Below are 23,369 nucleotides of genomic sequence, written 5' to 3'. Positions count from 1 at the left end.
CGTTTCTGGCGTCAATCGGCTGGCTTCATCAGGGTGTTTTCAACGACGCCACGGACATCAAAATGCGGGGTTGTCTGTAGGAGCGAGCTTGCTCGCGAAAAACCCACAGACGCCGCGTTCATTCAGCAAACATGCGGTATCGTTGACGTTTTTCGCGAGCAAGCTCGCTCCTACAGTCGGTCACTGCTTTTCGGCCAGGGAGGTCTGGCCGTCCCAGCCTCCGCCCAGCGCTGCGATCAACTGCACACTGGCCACCAGGCGCGATTGCAGCAAGGTCAACACCGTACGCTCGTTACTCAGGGCCGTTGCCTGCACCGTAACCACGTCCAGGTAGGCAATCAACCCGGCCTTGTACTGGTTTTCGGTCAAGCGCAACGATTCACGCGCGGCTTCCAACGCTTCATTGCTGACCACCGCCTCGTCGGCGAGCACCTTGAGCTGCACCATGTAGTTTTCCACCTCACGGAAACCGTCCAGCACGGTCTGGCGGTACTTGGCCACGGTCTCGTCATAGCTGGCCACGCTGCGGTCGACTTCCGCCGAACGCTGGCCGCCATCGAACAGGGTCATCGCCAGTTTCGGCCCCACCGACCAGAAACGGTTCGGCAGGCTGATCCAGTCCTCGTACGTACTGCTGGAATAGCCGCCCTGCAGGCTCAGGCTGAGGTCCGGATAATAAGCCGCCTTGGCCACGCCGATATTGGCGTTGGCGGCGATGACCGAGCGTTCGGCCGAGGCGATATCGGGGCGGCGCTCCAGCAATTGGGACGGCAGGCTTACCGGTATCTGCGGCAGGGCCGGGATGTCGTTGCTCACAGCCAGATTGAAGTTAGCCGGCGCCTCGCCGATCAACACCGCAATGGCGTTTTCCAACTGAGCGCGCTGCCAGATCAGGTCAATCAGGCTGGCCTGGGTGGTCTTGAGCTGGGTTTGCGCCTGGGCGATGGCGTCCTTGCCGGCCACACCGGCACGGTACTGGTTTTCGGTCATTTTCAACGAGCGCTGGTAGGTATCCAACGTGGCTTGCAGCAGGCGCGTCTGCTCGTCCATGACCCGCAATTGCAGGTAGCTTTGCACCAACTCCGACTGTTGGCTCAGGCGCATCGCGGCCAGGTCGGCCGAGCTTGCCTCGGCGCTGGCTTCGTTGGCCTCCAGGCCACGGCGTAACTTGCCCCAGATATCAGCTTCCCAACTCACGCCCAACTGCGCATTGAGGGTGTCGCGGATACCGCTGCTGGAGCTGCTGAGGCTGGCACTGCTGCTGCCGGTGCCCTGGCTGGCGCGGGTCTTGCCAACACTCAGATCAACGCTGGGGTAAAACGCCCCGCGTGAGCTGCGCACCAGGGCCTTTGCTTGACGAAAACGCGCTTCGGCCTGGGCGACGGTCTGGTTGGAGGCGTTGAGGCGTACCACTAGGTCGTTGAGTTGACGGTCACCGTACAGCTCCCACCAGGCGCCGCGGGCCAGGGAGTCGCTCGGGTTGGCCTGACGCCAGCCCTGGGCTTCTTTGAATTGCACCGGCTCGATGACCTCCGGGCGCTTGTAGTCGGGGCCGATGGCGCAGGCGCTGAGCAACATAGCCAGGCCCACTGTAGGAGCGAGCTTGCTCGCGAAAGCCGTCAACGATAACGCGTTCATTCTGGATGAGCGCGGCGCATGGGCGTTCTTCGCGAGCAAGCTCGCTCCTACAGGGGTTGCAGGGGCGTTGGTTGGGTCGGTCATAGCGCAGTGTCCAGGGCAGCATCGGTACGCACGCCGCGCCAGGCGTTGAAGCGGTGGCGCGCGCGGTCGAGGTAAAGGTAAACCACCGGGGTGGTGTAAAGAGTCAGGATCTGGCTGAAGACCAGGCCACCGATGATGGTCAGGCCCAACGGATGGCGCATTTCCGCGCCGTCGCCGCTGCCGAGCAGCAACGGCAAGGCACCGAGGATCGCGGCCAGGGTAGTCATCAGGATCGGCCGCAGCCGCAACAGGCAAGCGCTGCGGATCGACTCCAGCGGGCTCATGCCGTCGTTGCGCTCCAACTGCAGCGCGAGGTCGATCATCAGGATCGCGTTTTTCTTCACCACGCCGATCAACAGGAACAAGCCCAGCAAGGAAATCAAACTGAACTCGCCGCCTAGCAGGTAGATCGCCAACAACGCACCGACACCGGCCGACGGCAGCGTAGACAGGATGGTCAGCGGGTGAATGTAGCTTTCATACAGAATACCCAGCACCAGGTACACCGCCACCAGCGCGCCGAGAATCATGAACGGCTGGCCTTTCTGGGTCGCAGCGAACGCATCGGCGGTGCCGGCCATCTTGGCGATCACGTCTTCGGGCAACCCGACCTTGGCAATCGCACGCTCAATGGCCGCCGTGCCCTGCTCCACCGTAACCCCGGGCGCCATGTCGAAGGCAATATTCTCCGAAGCAAACTGGCCTTCATGGCTGACACGGTCATCGGCCAGGCTGTTTTCATAATGAGCAATGGTCGACAACGGCACCCGTGCGCCGTCGGCAGTGATCACCTGCATCTGGTTGAGGGTGATCGGGTCCTGGGCGTATTTCGGGTTGACCTCCATCACCACCTGGTACTGGTTGAGGCTGTCGTAGATGGTGGAAATCTGCCGCTGACTGTAGGCGTTGTTGAGCACCGCCGTGACCATGTCCATGTCGATACCCAGGCGCTTGGCCTGGTCGCGGTCGACAATCAGCGTGACCTGGGCCGCGCCCCGGCCTTCACGGGCGTCGATGGCGGTCAGCTCTGGCAATTCACGCATGGCCGCCACCACTTTCGGGTACCACAGGCGCAGCGCGGCCAAGTCACCGCTTTGCAGGATGTAGGAATACTGCGCGCTGGTCTGGTCGCGGCTGCCGCCAAATTGCAGGTCCTGGTCGGCCATCAGGAACAAGCGCCCGCCCGGCACCAGTGGCACCTCTTTGCGCAGGCGCTCGATCACCGCCTGGGCGGAGATCTTGCGTTCGCCGATCGGCTTGAGGCGTACCAGCATCACCGCATTGTTAGTGCCTTGGTTGCCACCGATAAAGCCGGCCACGCTGAGCACCGCCGGGTCCTTGAGCACCGCCTGGCGAAAGATCTCCATCTTCGGCTGCATCACGCTGAATGACAGGCCATCGTCGCCGCGCACAAAACCGATCAACTGGCCGGTATCCTGCTGGGGCATGAAGGTTTTGGGCACCACCACGTACAGCGCGATATTCACGCCCACGGTGACCAACAGGCTGAGCAAGGTCAGGCGCCGATGGCGCAGCACCCAATCCAGGCTGGTGGCGTAGCCGGCGACCATGCGGTCGTTGACCTTCTGACTCCAGCGCTGCAATCCGGTCTGCTGGTCCTTCACATGCGGCTTTAACCAACGGGCACAGAGCATGGGCGTCAGGGTCAGCGAGACAATCAGTGAGACGATGATCGCCGCCGACAAGGTGATGGAAAACTCACGGAACAGGTTGGTGACGATGCCGCCCATAAACAGAATGGACAGGAACACCGCCACCAACGACACGTTCATCGACAGCAAGGTAAAGCCGACCTCCTGGGCGCCCAGGTAGGCGGCTTTCATAGGTGGCACGCCCTCGTCGATGTGCCGGGAAATGTTCTCCAGCACCACGATGGCATCGTCCACCACCAGCCCGGTGGCGAGGATCAGCGCCATCAGCGAAAAGTTGTTCAGCGAAAAACCGTACAGGTACATCACCGCGAAGGTGCCCACCAACGACACCGGCACCGCCAGGGTCGGGATCAGCGAAGCACGGAAGTTACCAAGGAACAGGTACACCACCAGGATCACCAGCCCCACGGCAATCAGCAGGGTCATTTCCGCCTCATGCAGGGTGGCGGTGATCACGGGCGAGCGGTCCATGGCCAGGCTGAGCTTGACGCTGGACGGCAACACCGCCTGCAGCGCCGGCAACTGCGCCTTGATCTGCCGCACGGTTTCGATGATGTTGGCGCCGGACTGGCGGTTGATCACCAGCAACACCGCCGAATCATTGTTGAAGAAGCCGCTGTTGTAGCGGTCTTCCACCCCATCAGTGATCTTCGCCACGTCCTTGAGGCGCAGGGCGGCGCCGTCCTGGTAGCGAATCAGCAGGGGCTCATAGTCCTTGGCTTTTTCCAACTGGTCGTTGGCCTGGATCTGCCAGTTGCGCTCGCTGTCTTCCAGGGAGCCTTTGGGCCGGCGCTGGTTGGCGTTGGCGATGGTGTTGCGCACATCGTCCAGGGCGACGCCGTACTGATCGAGGGCCTTGGGTTCCAGCTCGATGCGCACCGCCGGCAGCGAACTGCCGCCGATCTGCACTTCGCCCACGCCCGGCACCTGGGACAGGCTCTGGGACAAGATGGTCGAAGCCAGGTCGTACAACTGCCCTTTCTGCAACACGTCGGAGGTCAGCGACAGCACCATGATCGGCGCCTGGGACGGGTTGATCTTCTTGTAGGTGGGCATGCTGCGCATACCGCTGGGCAGCAGGTTGCGCGACGCGTTGATGGCCGCCTGCACTTCCCGCGCCGCGCCGTTGATGTCGCGGTCGGAATCGAACGCCAGAATCACCCGGGTAGAGCCCTGGCTGGAGGAACTGCTCATGGTGGTGATACCGGCAATCGCGCCGAATGAGCGCTCCAGCGGCGTGGCCACCGTAGACGCCATCACCTCGGGGCTGGCACCGGGCAAGCTGGCCGACACCACGATCACCGGGAAGTCGATCTGCGGCAATGGCGACACCGGCAGCAAGTTGAAGCTGACGCCACCGAGCAACATGATCGCCAGGCTCAGCAGCATGGTCGCGACCGGCCGGCGGATGAAAGGTCCGGACAGGTTCATGGTTCGACCGGCTCCAGGCGTTGTGGCTCTTTGCGCCAGCGCCGGCCAAGACGATCAAAGTACAGGTAGATCACCGGCGTGGTGAACAGCGTCAACACCTGGCTCACCAGCAAGCCACCGACCATCACCAGGCCCAGGGGCTGGCGCAGTTCGGCGCCGGAGCCACTGGCGAGCATCAACGGCACGGCACCGAACAAGGCGGCCAGGGTGGTCATGAGGATCGGCCGGAAGCGCAACAGCGCCGCCTGGTAGATCGCGGTCTGCGGGTCCAGGCCCTGGTTGCGTTCGGCGTCGAGGGCGAAGTCGATCATCATGATCGCGTTCTTTTTCACGATACCGATCAACAGGATAATGCCGATGATCGCGATCATGCCCAGGTCATTGCCACTGAGCAGCAACGCCAGCAAGGCCCCCACCGCCGCCGACGGCAAGGTCGAGAGGATGGTGATCGGGTGGATATAGCTCTCATAGAGCACACCGAGCACGATGTACATGGTGACCACCGCCGCCAGGATCAACAGCAAGGTGCTCGACAACGAAGCTTCGAACGCCTGGGCCGCGCCCTGGAACTGGGTTTGCACGCCCACCGGCATGCCGATGTCCTTCTGGGTCTGGTTGATCAGCTCCACGCCTTTGCCCAGCGCCACGCCAGGCGCCAGGTTGAACGACATCATCACCGCCGGGAACTGGCCGATATGGGCAATTGCCAACTGTGCCTGGCGCTGTTCCACATGGGCCAGGCTCGACAGGCGTACCTGGCCACCGTCGGTGGTCTTCACATGGATCTGATTGAGGGCCGCCGGGCCAAGGGTTTCGCCGGATTGGGCCTGCAACACCACCCGGTACTGGCTGGCTTGCGTATAAATCGTGGAAATCTGCCGCTGGCCGAAAGCGTCATACAGCGCATCGGTGATGGTCGAGACGCTCACGCCCAGGCGCGAGGCCGCATCGCGATCAATCACCAGGTACACCTGCAAGCCTTTGTCCTGCAGGTCACTGGCAACGTCGGTAAGTTCCGGCAACTGGCTGAGGGCATGCACCAGCTTGCCGCTCCACAACCCCAGCAACTCGGCGTCCGGCGAAGACATGCTGAACTGGTACTGGGTACGGCTGACCCGGTCCTCGATGGTGAGGTCCTGCACCGGCTGCATGAACAGGCGGATGCCCACCAGCTTGTCGATCTGCGGTTGCAGGCGGGTGATCACCTGGGCGGCGCTCAAGTCGCGCTGGCCGTGGGCCTTGAGGTTGATCAGCAAGCGGCCGCTGTTGAGGGTGGCGTTATCGCCGTCCACGCCAATGTAGGACGACAGGCTCTCGACCGCAGGGTCGGCGAGGATGATCTTCGCCAGTTCCTGCTGGCGCTGGCTCATGGCCGCAAAGGAAATCGACTGCGGCGCCTCGGAAATACCCTGGATCACCCCGGTGTCCTGCACCGGGAAAAAGCCCTTGGGCACCACCAGGTACAGCACCACCGTAAGGCCCAGGGTGGCGATCGCCACCAGCAACGTCAGCGGCTGGTGCTTGAGCACCCATTGCAGCTTGCGGCCATAGGCTTCGATCAGCCAATCAATCCAGGCGCCGCTGGCTTTGTAGAAGCGGCCCTGCTCTTCTTCCTTGGGTTCGCGCTTGAGCAGGCGCGCGCACATCATCGGCGTGAGCGTCAGGGACACCACCAGGGAAATCAGGATCGCCACGGCCAGGGTGATGGCAAATTCACGGAACAGCCGGCCAACCACATCAGCCATGAACAGCAGCGGGATCAACACCGCAATCAGCGACAAGGTCAGGGATATCAGGGTGAAACCGATCTGCTTGGCGCCCTTGAGCGCGGCCGCCATCGGCGTCTCGCCTTCCTCGATATAGCGCGAGATGTTCTCCAGCATCACGATTGCGTCGTCCACCACAAACCCGGTGGCGATGGTCAGGGCCATCAGCGTCAGGTTATTGATGGAGAATCCGGCCAGGTACATCACGCCAAAGGTGCCCACCAGGGACAGCGGCACGGCGATGGACGGAATGATCGTGGCGCTGACCCGGCGCAGGAACAGGAACGTCACCATCACCACCAGGGCAATGGCGATCAGCAGCTCATGTTGTACGTCTTTGACCGAGGCGCGGATGGTCTGAGTGCGGTCGGTGAGCACCGTCACGTCCAGGCCGGCCGGCAGGTTGTCGGTGATGCTGGGCAGCAGGGCCTTGATGCGGTCCACCACCTCGATCACGTTGGCACCCGGCTGGCGCTGGATATTGAGCAGCACAGCCTGGTTCTCGTTGGCCCAAGCGGCGAGGCGCTCGTTTTCGGCGCCGTCGACGATCTGCGCCACATCCTTGAGCCGCAGCGGTGCGCCATTGTTGTAGGCCAGGATCAGTTCGGCATATTGCTCAGGCGAAACCAACTGGTCGTTGGCGTCGAGCATCGACACGCGGGTGGGGCCGTCAAAGTTACCCTTGGGCTGGTTGACGTTGGAGGCGGCGATCAGGGCGCGCACGTCCGACAGGTTCAAGCCGTTGGCCGCCAGGGCCTCGGGGTTGACCTTGATGCGCACGGCCTGGCGCTGGCCACCGGCGATGCTGACCATGCCGACACCGCTGATCTGCGCGATTTTCTGCGCCATGCGCGTGTCGACCAGGTCATTGAGCTTGGGCAGCAACATGGTCTTGGAGGTGATTGCCAGGGTCAGCACCGGGGTATCTGCCGGGTTGACCTTGTTGTACACCGGCGGCGCCGGCAAATCCTTGGGCAGCAGGTTGGTGGCGGCGTTGATCGCGGCCTGCACCTGTTGCTCGGCGACATCCATATTGATGTCGAGGTTGAAACGCAGGGTCAGCACCGAGGCACCGCCGGAGCTGGTGGACGCCATCTGCGTAAGCCCGGGCATTTGCCCGAACTGGCGCTCCAGCGGTGCGGTGACCGCGCTGGTCATCACATCGGGGCTGGCGCCGGGGTACAGGGTCATCACCCGGATGGTCGGGTAATCCACCTGGGGCAACGCCGATACCGGCAGCAGGCGGTACGCGATGATGCCGGCCAGGACAATGGCCAGCATGCTCAGCGTGGTGGCGACCGGGCGAAGGATGAACAGGCGCGACAGGTTCATGAACCGACCTTTTGCGCCTTGCCAGCGTCAGCGCCGGTCTCCCCTTTCGCTGCGGGCTTGCCTTGCAGGTGTTCGGTCGGGGTGGTCGGCACCTCGCTGCTGGCGTTGACCACTTCGATCTCGCTGCCGTCCTTGAGGCGGTCGGTGCCTTCCAGTACCACTCGGTCGCCAGCGACCAGGCCTTCCTTGATCACGGTGTTGTCGCCATCGGTGTCACCTACCACCAAGGGCTGGACCTTGACCTTCTTGTCGCCGTCAAGCTTGTAGACAAAGGTGCCATTGTTGCCGAACTGGATCGCCGCGGAGGGCGCCAGCACCACGTTCTTCAAAGTGTCGGCCAGCAGATGCACATTGACGAACTGGTTGGGGAACAGCGCCTGGTCCTTGTTATCGAAACGCGCCTTGAATTTCAGCGTGCCGGTAGTCACATCAATCTGGTTGTCCAGGCTTTGCAGTACACCGACCGCCTGTTTTTTCACGTCGCTACGGTCCCAGGCTTCCACGGGCAATTTGTTGCCGGCGTGGTAACGGGCCAACACGGTTTCCAGGGTATTTTCCGGCAGGGTGAAGGCCACGCTGATTGGCTGGGTCTGGGTGATCACCGCCAGGGCGGTGGTGTCGTTGGCGGCGACGAGGTTGCCGACGTCAAGCTGGCGCAAACCGACGCGGCCGCTGATGGGCGCACGGATCTTGGTGAATTCCAGGTTGAGCTTGGCGTCGTCCACCGCGCCCTGGTTGGTCTTGACCGTGCCCTGATATTGCAGAACCAGCGCTTCGGCGGTGTCCAGGGTTTGCTTGGCGATACTGTCCTGCGCGTACAGGTCGCGATAACGCTGTACATCGACCTGGGCGTTCTTCAACTGGGCCTGGTTCTGCAGCAAGGTGCCCTGGGCCTGGAGCAAAGCGTTCTGGTAGCTGCGCGGGTCGATTTCTGCCAGCAGGTCACCGGCCTTGACCATCTGCCCTTCCTCGAAGGCAATCTTGACCAACTCGCCGCCCACCCGGCTGCGCACATTAATGGTGTTCAGCGCAGTGACCGTCCCCAGGGCCTTGTAGTACACCGGAAACTCACCCAGCACCGCCGGCGCCACACGCACCGGTACCGGCCCGGTGGAACCACCGAAGCCTGGGCGCGCCATGCCGGTCTTGCCCGTGTGCCCCGCCGGAGCATCTTTATGGGCCGCGCCACTGGGCCAGAATTTCCAGCACAGGCCGGCGATGACCAGCAGCACGAGCAGGCCAAACAGCCAGCGGCGGGAGTTGCGGGAGGAGGATTGCATGGAGTGATCAACCATTGGGGGTGAGAGCTTCTTCTTCGGGAGGCTGAAAGATAAGCACTGGGGTGCGTTTAGAAAAGCACCTTTACCGGCTATTTACCTTAGGCTTACAACGTTTAACTTTTGATCTTAGTCCACCGGCTATTTCGCTAAGCCGCTGACGCTCAAATAAAAACGGCCTGGACTAGGCCAGGCCGCAATCATGCATCATACGTGTTACTGCCAAACGACAGTCATACGTAGAAACAGTTACTTCAACACAGCCAGGGCGGCGTCGTAGTTTGGCTCTTCAGCGATTTCCTTGACCAACTCGCTGTGCAGCACGTTGTCGTTTTCGTCCAGTACCACGACAGCGCGTGCGGTCAGGCCTTTGAGCGGGCCGTCGGCAATGGCCACACCGTAATCAACAGCGAAGTCCGAATCACGGAAGTCCGACAGGTTCTTCACGTTTTCCAAGCCTTCGGAGCCGCAGAAACGTGCCTGGGCGAATGGAAGGTCGGTGGAGATGCACAGCACCACGGTGTTGGCCACGTCGTTGGCCTGGGCGTTGAACTTGCGCACCGAAGTGGCACAGGTTGGGGTGTCAACGCTTGGGAAGATGTTCAGCACTTTGCGCTTGCCGGCAAAGGTAGCCAGGGTGGCGTTGGACAGATCGCCGGCGGTCAGGGTGAAGTCTGCGGCTTTTGCGCCGACTTTCGGCAAATCGCCTTCAACCTGGACCGGGTTGCCTTTAAGAGTGACTTGAGCCATGAACAGAATCCTTATGCTGGGTTTGGTTAAACGAATTCGAGAGGCGGAAGTTAACCACAAAGTGCCGAAGCTACCTACCGCCAGACACAAATTGTCATGTCCTGAGGTTGTGGTTTAATTGCGCGCTTTGCGCCTGCCCTTCAAGGAAACCTTCGTCGATGAATCAGCCCGCCACCAAAGTCCTGGTCATTGGCTACGTCTGGCCCGAGCCCCGTTCCTCGGCTGCGGGCGGGCATATGATGCAAATCCTTGAGAGCTTTCTTACGCAAGGTTGGGACATTACCTTCAGTAGCCCCGCCACCACTGGCGAGCACAAGGCCGACTTGCCCGCACTCGGGATCGCCGAACGCGCCATCGAACTGAATAACAGCAGTTTCGATGACTTTGTCCGCGAACTGGCCCCGGACATCGTGCTGTTCGACCGCTTCATGATGGAGGAGCAATTCGGCTGGCGCGTGGAACAATGCTGCCCCGACGCGCTGCGGGTGCTGGAGACCTCCGACCTGCAAAGCCTGCGCGACGCCCGCCACCAGCGTTTCAAGGCGCAGGTGAAAGCCAACCCCGACAGCGACGACTTCAGCGCCCTGTTCGCCCCGGCATTGGAGGACGAGTTCCAGCGCATGGCCGATACCGACCTGGCCAAACGCGAAATCGCCGCCATTTACCGCTGTGACATCAGCCTGATGATCTCTGACGTGGAAATCCGCCTGCTCACCGAACAGTTCAAGGTGCCGGCCGCCCTGCTCCACTGGTGCCCGTTGATGCTGCATCCGCCCAGCGCTGCATTTGCGCCCTTTGAAGACCGTGCGCATTTCCTCAGCATCGGCAACTTCCGCCACGCGCCCAACTGGGATGCGGTGCTGTGGATGAAGCACAGCCTGTGGCCGCTGATTCGCCAACAACTGCCGGGCGCGCAGTTGCATATCTACGGCGCCTACACCCCGCCCAAAGCCACCGCCCTGCACAACCCGGCGCAGGGTTTTCATGTGATGAACTGGGCCGAAGATGCGCTGCAAGTCATGACCGCCGCGCGTATCTGCCTGGCACCGCTGCGCTTTGGCGCCGGCATCAAGGGCAAGTTGGTGGACGCCATGCTGTGTGGCACGCCGAATGTCACCACCCCCATCGGCGCCGAGGCCATGGGCGACCACCAGCCTTGGCCCGGCGTGATCGCAGAGAACGCCCCGGCCCTTGCCGCCGCTGCCGTGGCCCTTTACCAAAACCGCGAGCGCTGGACCCAGGCCCAGGAACAAGGGCGCCAACTCCTGGCCCGGCGCTATGACCAGGACGTGCACGGGCCCGCCTTGGTGGAATGCCTGGAACGTTGCCGCAGCAACCTTGCCGTCCATCGCCGGGACAACTTCACCGGCAACATGCTGCGCCATCACGCGCATAAAAGTACCCAATACATGTCCCAGTGGATCGAGGCCAAAAACCGCACCCTATAAACACTGGCGCTGGCGAGGTCGCGCGGGACGGGGCATTATCCTACGCAGCAACCACAATAAAGCGACGGCAGCATGACCCGAGCAACGCGCATCACCGACCCTTCCTACGAGCTGATGGACGACCACAACGGCCTGTCCATCATCTATCGCCAGCACGGCTTCCCCTGCCCCCTGGTGCGCTGGCATTTCCACAAGGAATACGAGCTGCACCTGATCGTCGCCAGCTCCGGCAAGGTTTTTATCGGCGACTACATCGGCAACTTCTACCCCGAAAGCCTGTTCCTCACCGGCCCCAACCTGCCCCATAACTGGATCAGCCAGGTGGAAGAAGACGAAGTCGTGCCCAAGCGCGACATGCTGGTGAACTTCACCGATGAATTGTTCGAACACGGCAGCCACATCTTCACCGAACTCAAAAGCCTGGCGCCGCTGCTTGAACGTGCGCAATACGGCATCGAATTTCGCTGCAAAAAAACCATCGCCCACGCCATGACCCTGATGCAACGCATCGAAGACGCCCAAGGCATGGCACGCCTGGGTCACTTCTTTATCTTGCTGGAAGTGCTGAGCGCCTGTGAGGACTACCAGTTACTGTCCGGCGTGACCACGCCACAGCAAGCCGACGAACACAGCATCGACCGCACCAACCGCGCGGTGGACTACATCTTTGCCCACTACGCCCGAGAGTTGCCGCTGGAAGAAGTGGCGGAGTACCTGGGGATGAAGCCGACGTATTTTTCCCGCGTATTCAAGCAGGCCACCGGGCGCACTTTTATTGAATTCGTCAATCGGCTGCGCATCAGCAAGTCCTGTGAATTGCTGGCCGATGGGGACAAGGCGGTGACGGATGTGTGCTTTGAGTCGGGGTTCAATAATATTTCCAACTTCAATCGGCGGTTTCAGCAGCTTAAGGGGATGACGCCGTCTCACTATCGGCGGTTGGCGGTGCAGCGGTTGACGGAGCAGAATCTGGCTTGAAGTGATTACTCCCACGCGCTGCGGGTGTGAACATTACTACTTAGTCGAATTTAATTTTCAGAGCATGTTCAATTACGGTGCACATTGCCCAAATAGAAGCCCATGCTACATACCATATCGTCATTACGATATTGAAATCCGACGTGAACACCTGGATAACCAAAATCATCCATGCGGTAGATGTCGCTACCACCGTACCCCCGATATCTTAAAATTTTAACCGGTTCCTTCGACTCACAAGGTGCTCCAAGGATTTTACGGACAGTGATCCGACTCATACTGGCTGTCATCGATAAAGGTAATTCGCCACTGTAAGGGCGGGCACCATCAACCATACTTATTAGTGAAAAAAGAACTTTTTCGAGAGCCGCATCTTTTGATCGAAACCATAGCTCAACTCCCTCCTCCGGCTTCTGTATCAAGTATTCATTATCACAATCTACTATCGATGATTTAAAGGCATCATGAGTAACCACACCATCAGCGCAGAGCTCAGCATGGGCAAAGCCTATCCTCGCAATCAGACGATTAACCATTACGACATCCATTCACCCTCCTTCATATCAGTCTCACGCTCGCAGACGGGAAAGACCACATTTATGAGTCACTCATCGTAAAGAGTGAAAACCAGCGTATTAACCTTATAGTCCTGCGCATATTTAAATATCATTTTGGCACGTGAATGTATCGTTGAGTCGAGCTTGTATGCATCCCATCCGCCCGTTTTTCTATTTAGGGGAAGCTCTGTCGGACCTTTCGACTCTAGAGGCATTCCGAACAACTCTTGTATGTCAGCCTTATTCATCGATAGCGCTAGCGGCGGTGGCAGCTTACCTCTATAAACCGGCTGCCCCTCGACGGTTTGAGCAAGAATAACGTATAGCGTTTCCAAACATCTGGAATCAGTCGCAAAGCTCAACTCCACTCCGTCCTCTGGCTCTATATCTAGCCAGTCCCTTCCCTTGTAAAGTTCCTGCAGTGGCATATTGGGGATAACCCCCTCTGAGACCAACACTTCATAAGGGCGCCCCAGATTTTTTATCCAGAGCGTGATAGTTGAGGTATTCATCAGTACCAACCTTGTTTCTGGCTAAGTTTATGCAATTGTTCTCGGGCCGCCTCAATTTCTGCTTCAGGATAGCCTTCCTCGAGTAATCCACGTTTGATAGCATCAACATTACTGTTTATCGCCGCCCGTAGGTCAGCAGCGTCTTTATTTTGTTTGACTCTGGAACTGCGCCCTCCATAGGTTTCACTATACTTCCGATGTACCCCTGAAGGAATCGCAATGCCTGGAGCGTTCTTTAGATAATCTAACACTTGCCGACGCGGTATTTTGGAATCCCACTGAAGTAGCGTTACTTCCAGTACCTTTTGCGCAGGAATATGGTCAATATCCAGCCCATCCTTACGGCTACGACTCATCAAATCAGCTGCCTGCCCAACCTCCAACGGCCTGACCGCCGGCTTAGCAAACACCAAATACAACGGCGGCACACCCGAATCAGCCGGAAACGAAATGATCGTATCCTGCCAGGTGATGTTTTCTGCATCCCGCCCTGGATAGTGACTGATCGCCGAATCTTGCCCCACCGCAATCGGATGAACAAACACGTTATCCAAGCGTTCCGGTGTTCCGGGATACGGGCTCGGCACGCTGACAACCGGGCCGCGGTTCGGCGTCCATGTGATGCTGATGCCATCCAGCACCGCCACCATCGCGCTTTTGTCCACATTCCACCGGGCTTGTGCAACCGGCACACGGTCAGCGCCACTGCCAGGATTGGTATGTATGCCATAAACACGCAGTTCACCGGACTCATCCTGGCGAAACTGGAAACGCACTCGCGTGCTGGCCAAACGCATCCCCTCCAACTGCTCCGGGGTGTACAGCGTTGAATCACCGATATCCCGTGGCCAGAATGCCAGCAGCACGAGGTTGAGGGCGGAACTGGCGCCGGCCAAGCCTCGTACAGCCCAGGCACCAAGGTCGCTGCCGAGTGTGCCGGCTACCCTGCCGACGGCGCCCGTGGTACCGGTTGAGGCCATAAGGGCCGTGGTGCCGAAGTTTTTGGCATTTTCCGGGGCGGTGCCCGCGGCCGTAGAGCCGGCTGGCACCGAAACACAGGATTTGGCGAAAACGCAGGCATCAGCGACACGATTCGACGCAGCGGGCGCGGCATAATTCGCAGAGGGAGAGGCGGATGCAGTCGGCCTCATTACAATCGGGGTGACACGTTGAGGTTGGGGACCGAACTCCTGAGATTTGGAACTCTGATTGGCAATCAACTCCGGCGGCGGATCGCATTTGCAGATGCACAGATCACCCTCCAGCGCCGCTTGCTTGCCGTTCCACTCTTCGTGCAAATGAGGGCCGGTAAGCGCGATGAAGCCTTCAGTGCCGCAAGCCGGACAAGCGACTCGGTCACCCTCCCTCGAGATCATTTCGCCGTTGAAACTGGTGCCCTCACAACCGCTGGTTACCTTGCCACCCACCGTGGTGGTTGAACCCGTGGTGATGTTGTAGCGCTTCACATCGGCTTCTCCACGCGGTCGTTGAGAGAGGCGTTGATTGGGCCGGTTACCTGCTGGATTTGCGTATCAGTGCTCTTCATGTATTGTCCTTTTTCAGCGCGCAGGGGTGCTCAAACGCGGTCATGGCGTTGATGTGTGCAAAGGGAATAGCGCCGAACTGGCGCAAGAAAGATGTTGCTGGCTGGTGCAAAGCCAAACAACTGTCCGTTCGGCTAGGTATTGGGAAAAACAGAAACGTCTTACAAGCCTTTGAGGTTGCCCCTAGGACACTCCATCTCTAGTCTCCGTACACCGCTGCACACTCAGCGGTCGGGCGTCGCGGCCTGTATTTCTCCGGATTCTTTAATACATCTGCGGAGCTTGACCATGATCAAACCCACCTCAAATCCCCCAATCGATCCAGCACCCAGCGTGCTATTCACCGTTAAAGACGGCATCTGCACCCAAGACCTGCTGGTCAACCTCAGCGAATCCCTCGCCTCAGCCCACGCCCTCACCTGCGATTTCGCCTTTAAACTCGACGGCTCGCGACGAGAAGGTGCGCTGGGTATTGCACAGTTGATTGAGGTGTCTCGGTTGTTGGCTGAACGCGTATTGGCTGATATCGAGCGTTAAACACTGCGCTGATCGTTCCCGCGCTTTGCGTGGGCATGCATTCCGTGACGCTCTGTGTCACCGGGGACGCAGAGCGTCCCAAGCGGCGTTACCACGCGGAGCGTGGGAACGATCAAGTGTTAAGCACTGCCCTGAGGATCGTTCCCGCGCTCCGCGTGGGCATGCATACCGTGACGCTCTGCGTCACCCGGGGACGCAGAGCGTCCCTAGCGGCGTTACCACGCGGAGCGTGGGAACGATCAGGTGGTCGACGAGTGCAAAAAAGTATCAGTGAGCGTGCTCCCAAGGATTTGTCACCGCCGCTTTTGAAGGCTGTAATCAACGCACACTCTTCCTGACTCCTTGTAGGAAGACACAACAACAATAACCGTCCTTCTGTAGCCCTCTGGGCGCGGAAATGGAGTGCGCGATGAAGTTCACAGCAAAAGCATTGCTTGCCTGTACCTGCATGACCCTCAGCGCCGTCAGCCTTGGCGCGCAAACCCTGACCATTGCCACCGTCAATAACAGCGACATGATCCGCATGCAGAAGCTCTCGAAAACCTTCGAGGCCGAGCACCCGGAGATCAAGTTGAACTGGGTGGTGCTCGAAGAAAACGTGCTGCGCCAACGCCTGACCACCGACATCGCCACCCAGGGCGGGCAGTTCGATGTGTTGACCATCGGCATGTACGAAGCCGCACTCTGGGGCGCCAAGGGGTGGCTGGAGCCGATGAAAGACTTGCCGGCGTCCTACGACCTCGACGATGTGTTCCCTTCAGTGCGTGACGGCTTGTCGGTCAAGGGCTCGTTGTACGCCCTGCCGTTCTACGCCGAAAGCTCGATCACCTATTACCGCACCGACCTGTTCAAGGACGCCGGGCTGAGCATGCCCGAGCACCCGACCTGGAGCCAGATCGGCGAATTCGCCGCCAAACTCACCGACAAATCCAAAGAGCAATACGGCCTGTGCCTGCGCGGCAAAGCCGGTTGGGGTGAGAACATGGCGCTGATCACCACCCTGGCCAACGGCTTCGGCGCGCGCTGGTTCGATGAGAAGTGGCAGCCAGAATTCAACGGCCCCGAGTGGAAGAACGCGCTGAACTTCTACGTCGACAACATGAAAAAATCCGGCCCGCCGGGCGCCTCCAGCAACGGCTTCAACGAAAACCTGGCGCTGTTCAACAGTGGCAAATGCGCGATCTGGGTAGACGCCAGCGTGGCCGGCTCGTTTGTGACCGACAAGAGCCAGAGTAAGGTCGCAGACCATGTGGGCTTTACCTTCGCGCCCCATGAGAAAACCGACAAGGGCACGTCGTGGCTGTACTCCTGGAGCCTGGCGATCCCCACCAGTTCCAAGGCCAAGGACGCCGCCAAGGTGTTCACCAGTTGGGCCACCTCCAAGGAATACGGGCAACTGGTGGCCAAGACCGATGGCATCGCCAACGTGCCGCCCGGTACGCGCCAATCCACCTACAGCGATGAATACATGAAGGCCGCGCCGTTCGCCAAGGTGACGCTGGAATCGCTGAAAGTGGCCGACCCGACCAAGCCAACCGAGAAACCGGTGCCGTATATCGGTATCCAGTTGGTGACCATTCCTGAGTTCCAGGCGATTGGTACCCAGGTGGGCAAGTTCTTCTCGGGGGCGTTGACCGGTCAGCAAACCGTCGATGCTGCATTGACCGCCGCGCAGAACACCACCGAGCGGGAAATGAAGCGGGCTGGTTATCCCAAGTAACCCCATAACCTGTAGGAGCGAGCTTGCTCGCGAAGGTATTCCAAGCGCATCGCGGTGTCGGATGTACCTTTTTCGCGAGCAAGCTCGCTCCTACAGGGCTTTTGCGCACCTGTCTCTATCTGGCCTTGATTATCATGAATACACCCACCAAAAACCGCCTGGCCAACCCCGGCTGGTTTCTCGTCAGCCCCTCGGTGGCCTTGCTGCTGCTGTGGATGATCGTGCCGTTGGGCATGACCCTGTACTTTTCGCTGATCCGCTACAACCTGCTCTACCCCGGCGAAAACCAATTCGTGGGGCTGGAGAACTTCAGCTACTTCATCACCGATTCGGGCTTCCTGCCCGGCGCCACCAATACCCTGTTGCTGGTGGGCAGCGTGTTGCTGATCAGCGTGGTGTTCGGCGTGTTGATCAGTGCGCTGCTGGAGGCCAGTGAGTTCCTGGGGCGCGGCATCGTGCGGGTGATGCTGATCTCGCCGTTCTTCATCATGCCCACCGTGGGCGCGCTGATCTGGAAGAACCTGATTTTTCACCCGGTGTCGGGGATTCTCGCCGCCGTGTGGAAGTTCTTCGGTGCCGAGCCGGTGGACTGGCTGGCGCATTACCCGCTGCTGTCGATCATCATCATTGTGTCGTGGCAATGGCTGCCCTTCGCGATCCTGCTGCTGATGACCGCCATGCAGTCCCTGGACCAGGAGCAAAAAGAAGCCGCACGCCTGGACGGTGCCGGCGCCATTGCGATCTTCTGGCACCTGACCTTGCCCCACCTGGCCCGCCCGATTGCCGTGGTGGTGATGATCGAAACGATCTTTTTGCTCTCGGTGTTCGCCGAAATCTTCACCACCACCAACGGTGGCCCCGGCTACGCCTCCACCAACCTCGCCTACCTGATCTACAACCAGGCGCTGGTGCAGTTCGACGTGGGCATGGCCTCGGCCGGCGGCTTGATTGCCGTGGTCATCGCCAATATCGCGGCGATCATCCTGGTGCGGATGATCGGCAAAAACCTGACTGACAAGCCTTGAGGGCCGCGCCATGACGCTTCAACAATCCCGCCGCCTGCAAAGCCTGTTGCTCGGCACGTTGGCCTGGGCCATCGCGATCCTGATTTTCTTCCCGATCTTCTGGATGGTGCTGACCAGTTTCAAAACTGAAATCGACGCGTTCGCCACGCCGCCGCAGTTCATCTTCACGCCGACGCTGGAGAACTACCTGCACATCAACGAGCGCAGCAACTACTTCGCCTACGCCTGGAATTCTGTGGTGATTTCCTTCAGCGCCACCGCCCTGTGCCTGCTGATTTCGGTGCCGGCCGCCTACTCCATGGCGTTCTACGAAACCCAGCGTACCAAGGGCACGCTGCTGTGGATGCTGTCTACCAAGATGCTGCCGCCGGTGGGCGTGCTGATGCCGATCTACCTGCTGGCCAAGAGCTTTGGCCTGTTGGACACACGCATTGCGCTGATCATCATCTACACCCTGATCAACCTGCCGATTGTGGTGTGGATGGTGTACACCTACTTCAAAGACATCCCCAAGGACATCCTCGAAGCCGCCCGCCTGGACGGCGCCACCCTATGGCAGGAAATGGTCCGCGTGCTGCTGCCCATCGCCAAGGGTGGCCTGGCGTCCACGGTGCTGCTGTCGCTGATCCTGTGCTGGAACGAGGCGTTCTGGTCGCTGAACCTGACCTCCTCCAGCGCCGCGCCGTTGACCGCCTTGATCGCCTCTTACTCCAGCCCCGAAGGTTTGTTCTGGGCCAAGTTATCCGCCGTCTCGACCCTGGCCTGCGCGCCGATCCTGATCTTTGGCTGGATCAGCCAGAAGCAGTTGGTACGCGGTTTGTCCTTTGGCGCCGTCAAATAATAATTCGAAAAGGAGGCCCATCATGGCCAACCTGAAAATCAAGAATCTGCAAAAAGGCTTCGAAGGTTTTTCCATCATCAAGGGCATTGACCTGGAAGTGAACGACAAAGAGTTCGTGGTGTTTGTCGGCCCGTCGGGTTGTGGCAAGTCCACGCTGCTACGCCTGATCGCCGGCCTGGAAGAAGTCACTGAAGGCACCATCGAGCTCGATGGCCGCGACATCACCGAAGTCACCCCGGCCAAGCGCGACCTGGCCATGGTGTTCCAGACCTACGCGCTGTACCCGCACATGAGCGTGCGCAAGAACATGTCGTTTGCCCTGGACCTGGCCGGCGTCGACAAGAAACTGGTCGAGAGCAAAGTCAGCGAAGCGGCGCGCATCCTTGAGCTGGGGCCTTTGCTGGAGCGCAAGCCCAAGCAGCTCTCGGGTGGCCAGCGCCAGCGCGTGGCGATTGGCCGTGCGATTGTGCGCAACCCGAAGATCTTCCTGTTCGACGAACCGCTGTCCAACCTCGACGCGGCGCTGCGTGTGCAGATGCGCCTGGAACTGGCGCGCCTGCATAAAGAACTGCAAGCGACCATGATCTACGTAACCCACGACCAGGTCGAAGCCATGACCCTGGCCGACAAGGTGGTGGTGCTCAACAGCGGGCGCATCGAACAGGTCGGCTCGCCGCTGGAGCTGTACCACCAGCCGGCCAACCTGTTCGTGGCGGGCTTTCTCGGCACGCCGAAGATGGGCTTCCTCAAGGGCCAGGTCACCCGCGTCGACAGCCAAGGCTGCGAGGTGCAACTGGACGCCGGCACCCTGATCAGCCTGCCGCTGAGCGGCGCCACCCTGAGCGTGGGCAGCGCGGTGACCCTGGGCATTCGCCCGGAACATCTGGAAATCGCCACACCAGGGCAAACCACCCTGACCGTCACCGCCGACGTCGGCGAGCGCCTGGGCAGCGACACCTTCTGCCACGTCATCACCCGCAACGGTGAACCGTTGACCATGCGTATCCGTGGCGACATGGCCAGCCAATACGGCGAGACGCTGCAGCTGCACCTGGACCCGGCGCACTGCCATCTGTTCGACACCGATGGCGTCGCCGTGGCCCGCCCACTGCGCGCTGCCGCCTGATTTCGTGAGTATTTCCCGATGAAATTGAATAAAGCCAACCTCACCCAACTGGCGCCCGAAGTGCAGGTACCGACCTACGCGCTTGCCGACACCCGCCAGGGCATCGCGCACATTGGCGTCGGCGGTTTCCACCGTGCGCACCAGGCGTTTTACACCGATGCACTGATGAACACCGGCGAGGGCCTGGACTGGGGCATCTGCGGCGTCGGCCTGCGCAGTGAAGACCGCAAGGCCCGCGACGACCTGGCCGGCCAGGATTACCTGTTCACCCTGTATGAGCTGGGCGACACCGACGACACGCAAGTGCGCGTGATCGGCTCGATCAGCGACATGCTGCTGGCCGAAGACGGCGCCCAGGCGCTGATCGATAAGCTCGCCAGCCCGCAGATCCGCATCGTCTCGCTGACCATCACCGAAGGCGGCTACTGCATCGACGACAGCAACGGCGAGTTCATGGCCCACCTGCCGCAGATCCAGCATGACCTGGCGCACCCGAGGGCACCGAAAACCGTGTTCGGCTTTATCTGCGCCGCGCTGACTCAGCGCCGCGCCGCCGGCACCCCGGCCTTTACGGTGATGTCCTGCGATAACCTGCCCCACAACGGCGCCGTCACCCGCAAGGCCCTGCTGGCCTTCGCCGCCCTGCACGACGCCGGGCTGCACGACTGGATCAAGGCCAACGTGAGCTTCCCGAATGCCATGGTCGACCGCATCACGCCAATGACCAGCACCGCCCACCGCCTGCAACTGCACGACCAGCACGGCGTCGACGACGCCTGGCCGGTGGTGTGCGAACCGTTTGTGCAGTGGGTGCTGGAAGACAAATTCGTCAACGGTCGCCCGGCCTGGGAGAAGGTCGGCGTGCAGTTCACCGATGACGTCACGCCTTACGAAGAAATGAAAATCGGCCTGCTCAACGGCAGCCACCTGGCCCTCACGTACCTGGGGTTCCTCAAGGGCTACCGGTTCGTTCACGAGACCATGAACGACCCCGTGTTCGTGGCGTATATGCGCGCCTACATGGACCTGGACGTCACACCGAACCTGGCACCGGTGCCCGGTATCGACCTGACCGAATACAAGCAGACCCTGGTGGAGCGCTTTTCCAACCAGGCGATTGCCGATCAGTTGGAGCGCGTGTGCTCCGACGGTTCATCGAAGTTTCCCAAGTTCACCGTGCCGACCATCAACCGCCTGATTGCCGACGGGCGCGAGACTGAGCGTGCCGCCCTGGTGGCGGCGGCCTGGGCGCTGTACTTGAAAGGCGTGGATGAAAATGGCGTGAGCTACAGCATCCCGGACCCACGGGCAGCGTTCTGCCAGGACCTGGTGAGCGATGACGCGCTGATCAGCCAGCGGTTGCTGGGGGTAGAAGAGATTTTTGGCACGGCTATTCCCAAGTCGGCGGCGTTTGTGGCAGCGTTCGAGCGTTGCTATGCAAGCCTGCGCGACAAGGGCGTCACGGCCACGCTGCAAAAACTCCTGAACAAACCGGATTAAACATGTGGGGGCTGGCTTGCCTGCGATAGCGGTCCGGCAGTCACTGCAGGGTTGACTGGACCACCGCTATCGCAGGCAAGCCAGCTCCCACATCGATCGTATTTCCAACCCAATAATAATGCTGAGCACCCACCTCATGACCCAGCAAAACCTTTACCTCGGCATCGATTGCGGCACCCAGGGCACCAAGGCCATCGTCCTCGATGCGTCCAGCGGCAAGGTGCTGGGCCTGGGCGCCGCCGCGCACAGCTTGATCAGCGGCGCCAATGGCCGTCGTGAACAACACACCCAGGAATGGCTGGACGCCTTCACCGCAGCCACCCACCGCGCCCTGCAACAGGCTGGCGTGGATGGCCAGGACATCCTCGGCATCGGCGTATCCGGCCAGCAACATGGCTTGGTGCTACTGGACGAACAAGGTGAAGTGTTGCGCCCGGCCAAGCTGTGGTGCGACACCGAAACCACGCCGGAGAACGACCGGCTGCTGCAGTATCTGGGTGGCGAACGTGGGTCCCTGGAGCGCCTGGGTGTGGCTATCGCACCGGGCTACACCGTGTCCAAGCTGCTCTGGACCCGCGAACAGCACCCCGACGTCTTCGCACGCATTGCCCATATCCTGCTGCCCCATGATTACCTCAACTACTGGCTCACCGGCCGCGCCTGCGCCGAGTACGGCGATGCATCGGGCACCGGTTACTTCAACGTGCGCCGCCGCGAATGGGATGTGGCATTGCTCCAGCACATCGACCCCAGCGGCCGCCTGCAAGCCGCGTTGCCGACACTGATCGAAGCCGACCAAGCGGTGGGCACGATCCTGCCGGCCATCGCCGAGCGCCTGGGCATCAACCCCAACGCGGTGGTGTCCAGTGGCGGCGGCGACAATATGATGGGCGCCATTGGCACCGGCAATATCGCCCCCGGCGTGATCACCATGAGTCTCGGTTCATCGGGCACCGTGTATGCCTTTGCCGACCAGCCGAACGTTAGCCCCCAAGCCTCGGTGGCGACCTTCTGCTCCTCCAGCGGCGGTTGGCTGCCGCTGATCTGCACCATGAACCTGACCAATGCCACCGGGGTGATCCGCGAGCTGTTCGAACTGGACCTCGACGCCTTCAACGCCTTGGTAGAACAGGCACCCATCGGCGCCGATGGGGTGAGCATGCTGCCGTTTCTCAACGGCGAACGCGTGCCCGCCCTGCCCCACGCCACCGGCAGCCTGCAGGGCCTGACCATGACCAACCTGACCCGCGCCAACCTGTGCCGCGCGGTGGTCGAAGGCACCACCTTCGGCCTGCGTTATGGCCTCGACCTGCTGCGCCAGACCGGCCTGCAAAGCCAGAGCATCCGCCTGATCGGTGGCGGCTCGAAAAGCCCGCTGTGGCGGCAGATGGTCGCCGATATCATGCACACCGAAGTGGTGTGTACCGAACAGAGCGAGGCCGCCGCCCTGGGCGCGGCGATCCAGGCGGCGTGGTGCCAGAGCGGTGAACCGCTGGCCAGCCTGTGCGACAAATGCGTGAGCGTTGACCCTGCCAGCCGTACCTTACCCGTGGCGGCCAATGTCAGCGCCTATCAACAGGCGTATGAGCGTTATCAACAGCACGTGGCAACCCTTTAAGAGCGAGCAACT

At 60.6% G+C, this 23,369-nt stretch carries 17 protein-coding genes; 9 read left to right on the top strand and 8 right to left on the bottom strand.

What is annotated here, in order from left to right; genetic code table 11:
* Window positions 1-180: 180 nt before the first annotated feature.
* The 5 genes from ACWHXD_RS13325 to tpx form a co-directional block, all read right to left on the bottom strand.
* A complete protein-coding gene (locus ACWHXD_RS13325; RefSeq protein WP_081089377.1) occupies window positions 181-1,722 on the bottom strand; it encodes an efflux transporter outer membrane subunit in 1,542 nt (513 codons plus the stop codon).
* The gene (locus tag ACWHXD_RS13320; RefSeq protein WP_032892043.1) at window positions 1,719-4,826 is read right to left on the bottom strand and encodes an efflux RND transporter permease subunit; all 3,108 of its coding nucleotides are present in this window, start codon (window positions 4,824-4,826) and stop codon (window positions 1,719-1,721) included. The genes ACWHXD_RS13325 and ACWHXD_RS13320 overlap by 4 nt, the downstream gene beginning before the upstream one ends.
* On the bottom strand, window positions 4,823-7,924 hold the full coding sequence (locus tag ACWHXD_RS13315) for an MdtB/MuxB family multidrug efflux RND transporter permease subunit (protein ID WP_138762618.1): 3,102 nt from the start codon (window positions 7,922-7,924) through the stop codon (window positions 4,823-4,825). Before ACWHXD_RS13315 ends, ACWHXD_RS13320 begins: the two co-directional genes overlap by 4 nt.
* Window positions 7,921-9,219 carry an MdtA/MuxA family multidrug efflux RND transporter periplasmic adaptor subunit gene (locus tag ACWHXD_RS13310; RefSeq protein ID WP_138762617.1) on the bottom strand — a complete coding sequence of 433 codons (1,299 nt, stop codon included), beginning with the start codon at window positions 9,217-9,219 and terminating at the stop codon, window positions 7,921-7,923. Before ACWHXD_RS13310 ends, ACWHXD_RS13315 begins: the two co-directional genes overlap by 4 nt.
* 231 nt (window positions 9,220-9,450) lie before the next feature.
* The gene (gene tpx / locus ACWHXD_RS13305; RefSeq protein ID WP_032892046.1) at window positions 9,451-9,951 is read right to left on the bottom strand and encodes a thiol peroxidase; all 501 of its coding nucleotides are present in this window, start codon (window positions 9,949-9,951) and stop codon (window positions 9,451-9,453) included.
* 158 nt (window positions 9,952-10,109) lie between these two features.
* Here tpx and ACWHXD_RS13300 point away from each other — a divergent pair, with 158 nt between their 5' ends.
* Together ACWHXD_RS13300 and ACWHXD_RS13295 are read left to right on the top strand one after the other, a co-directional pair.
* Entirely contained in the window at window positions 10,110-11,399 is a 1,290-nt protein-coding gene (locus tag ACWHXD_RS13300) for a glycosyltransferase (protein ID WP_138762616.1), read from the top strand.
* Between the two features lie 72 nt (window positions 11,400-11,471).
* The gene (locus tag ACWHXD_RS13295) at window positions 11,472-12,377 is read left to right on the top strand and encodes an AraC family transcriptional regulator (RefSeq protein ID WP_003190965.1); all 906 of its coding nucleotides are present in this window, start codon (window positions 11,472-11,474) and stop codon (window positions 12,375-12,377) included.
* Window positions 12,378-12,445: 68 nt separating this feature from the next.
* Here the strand turns inward: ACWHXD_RS13295 and ACWHXD_RS13290 are convergent, their stop codons facing one another.
* The 3 genes from ACWHXD_RS13290 to ACWHXD_RS13280 are packed head-to-tail and all read right to left on the bottom strand — an operon-like array spanning window position 12,446 to window position 14,912.
* Window positions 12,446-12,925 carry a DUF6392 family protein gene (locus ACWHXD_RS13290; RefSeq protein ID WP_050499413.1) on the bottom strand — a complete coding sequence of 160 codons (480 nt, stop codon included), beginning with the start codon at window positions 12,923-12,925 and terminating at the stop codon, window positions 12,446-12,448.
* Window positions 12,926-12,981: 56 nt separating this feature from the next.
* Window positions 12,982-13,446 carry a DUF6392 family protein gene (locus tag ACWHXD_RS13285; RefSeq protein WP_138762615.1) on the bottom strand — a complete coding sequence of 155 codons (465 nt, stop codon included), beginning with the start codon at window positions 13,444-13,446 and terminating at the stop codon, window positions 12,982-12,984.
* The gene (locus ACWHXD_RS13280) at window positions 13,446-14,912 is read right to left on the bottom strand and encodes an S-type pyocin domain-containing protein (RefSeq protein WP_138762614.1); all 1,467 of its coding nucleotides are present in this window, start codon (window positions 14,910-14,912) and stop codon (window positions 13,446-13,448) included. The genes ACWHXD_RS13285 and ACWHXD_RS13280 overlap by 1 nt, the downstream gene beginning before the upstream one ends.
* Window positions 14,913-15,278: 366 nt before the next feature.
* Between ACWHXD_RS13280 and ACWHXD_RS13275 the strand changes: the two genes are divergently transcribed.
* The 7 genes from ACWHXD_RS13275 to xylB all read left to right on the top strand — a co-directional run bounded on the left by ACWHXD_RS13275 (window position 15,279) and on the right by xylB (window position 23,357).
* Window positions 15,279-15,527 carry a DUF6124 family protein gene (locus ACWHXD_RS13275; RefSeq protein ID WP_138762613.1) on the top strand — a complete coding sequence of 83 codons (249 nt, stop codon included), beginning with the start codon at window positions 15,279-15,281 and terminating at the stop codon, window positions 15,525-15,527.
* A 409-nt stretch (window positions 15,528-15,936) separates the two neighbouring features.
* Complete coding sequence (locus ACWHXD_RS13270; RefSeq protein ID WP_032892053.1) at window positions 15,937-17,247, top strand: ABC transporter substrate-binding protein; 1,311 nt, start codon at window positions 15,937-15,939, stop codon at window positions 17,245-17,247.
* Window positions 17,248-17,381: 134 nt separating this feature from the next.
* Window positions 17,382-18,272 carry a carbohydrate ABC transporter permease gene (locus ACWHXD_RS13265; protein WP_014718700.1) on the top strand — a complete coding sequence of 297 codons (891 nt, stop codon included), beginning with the start codon at window positions 17,382-17,384 and terminating at the stop codon, window positions 18,270-18,272.
* 10 nt (window positions 18,273-18,282) lie between these two features.
* On the top strand, window positions 18,283-19,113 hold the full coding sequence (locus ACWHXD_RS13260; protein ID WP_005788583.1) for a carbohydrate ABC transporter permease: 831 nt from the start codon (window positions 18,283-18,285) through the stop codon (window positions 19,111-19,113).
* Window positions 19,114-19,135: 22 nt separating this feature from the next.
* A complete protein-coding gene (locus ACWHXD_RS13255) occupies window positions 19,136-20,239 on the top strand; it encodes an ABC transporter ATP-binding protein (RefSeq protein ID WP_138762611.1) in 1,104 nt (367 codons plus the stop codon).
* A gap of 18 nt (window positions 20,240-20,257) precedes the next feature.
* Entirely contained in the window at window positions 20,258-21,739 is a 1,482-nt protein-coding gene (locus tag ACWHXD_RS13250) for a mannitol dehydrogenase family protein (RefSeq protein ID WP_138762610.1), read from the top strand.
* Window positions 21,740-21,875: 136 nt separating this feature from the next.
* Complete coding sequence (xylB, locus tag ACWHXD_RS13245) at window positions 21,876-23,357, top strand: xylulokinase (RefSeq protein WP_499084098.1); 1,482 nt, start codon at window positions 21,876-21,878, stop codon at window positions 23,355-23,357.
* Window positions 23,358-23,369: the final 12 nt, after the last annotated feature.

It is taken from the genome of Pseudomonas fjordensis (assembly GCF_976987115.1).
Note: the sequence above shows the minus strand (reverse complement) of the source record. Positions and strands in the feature narration are given on the sequence as shown.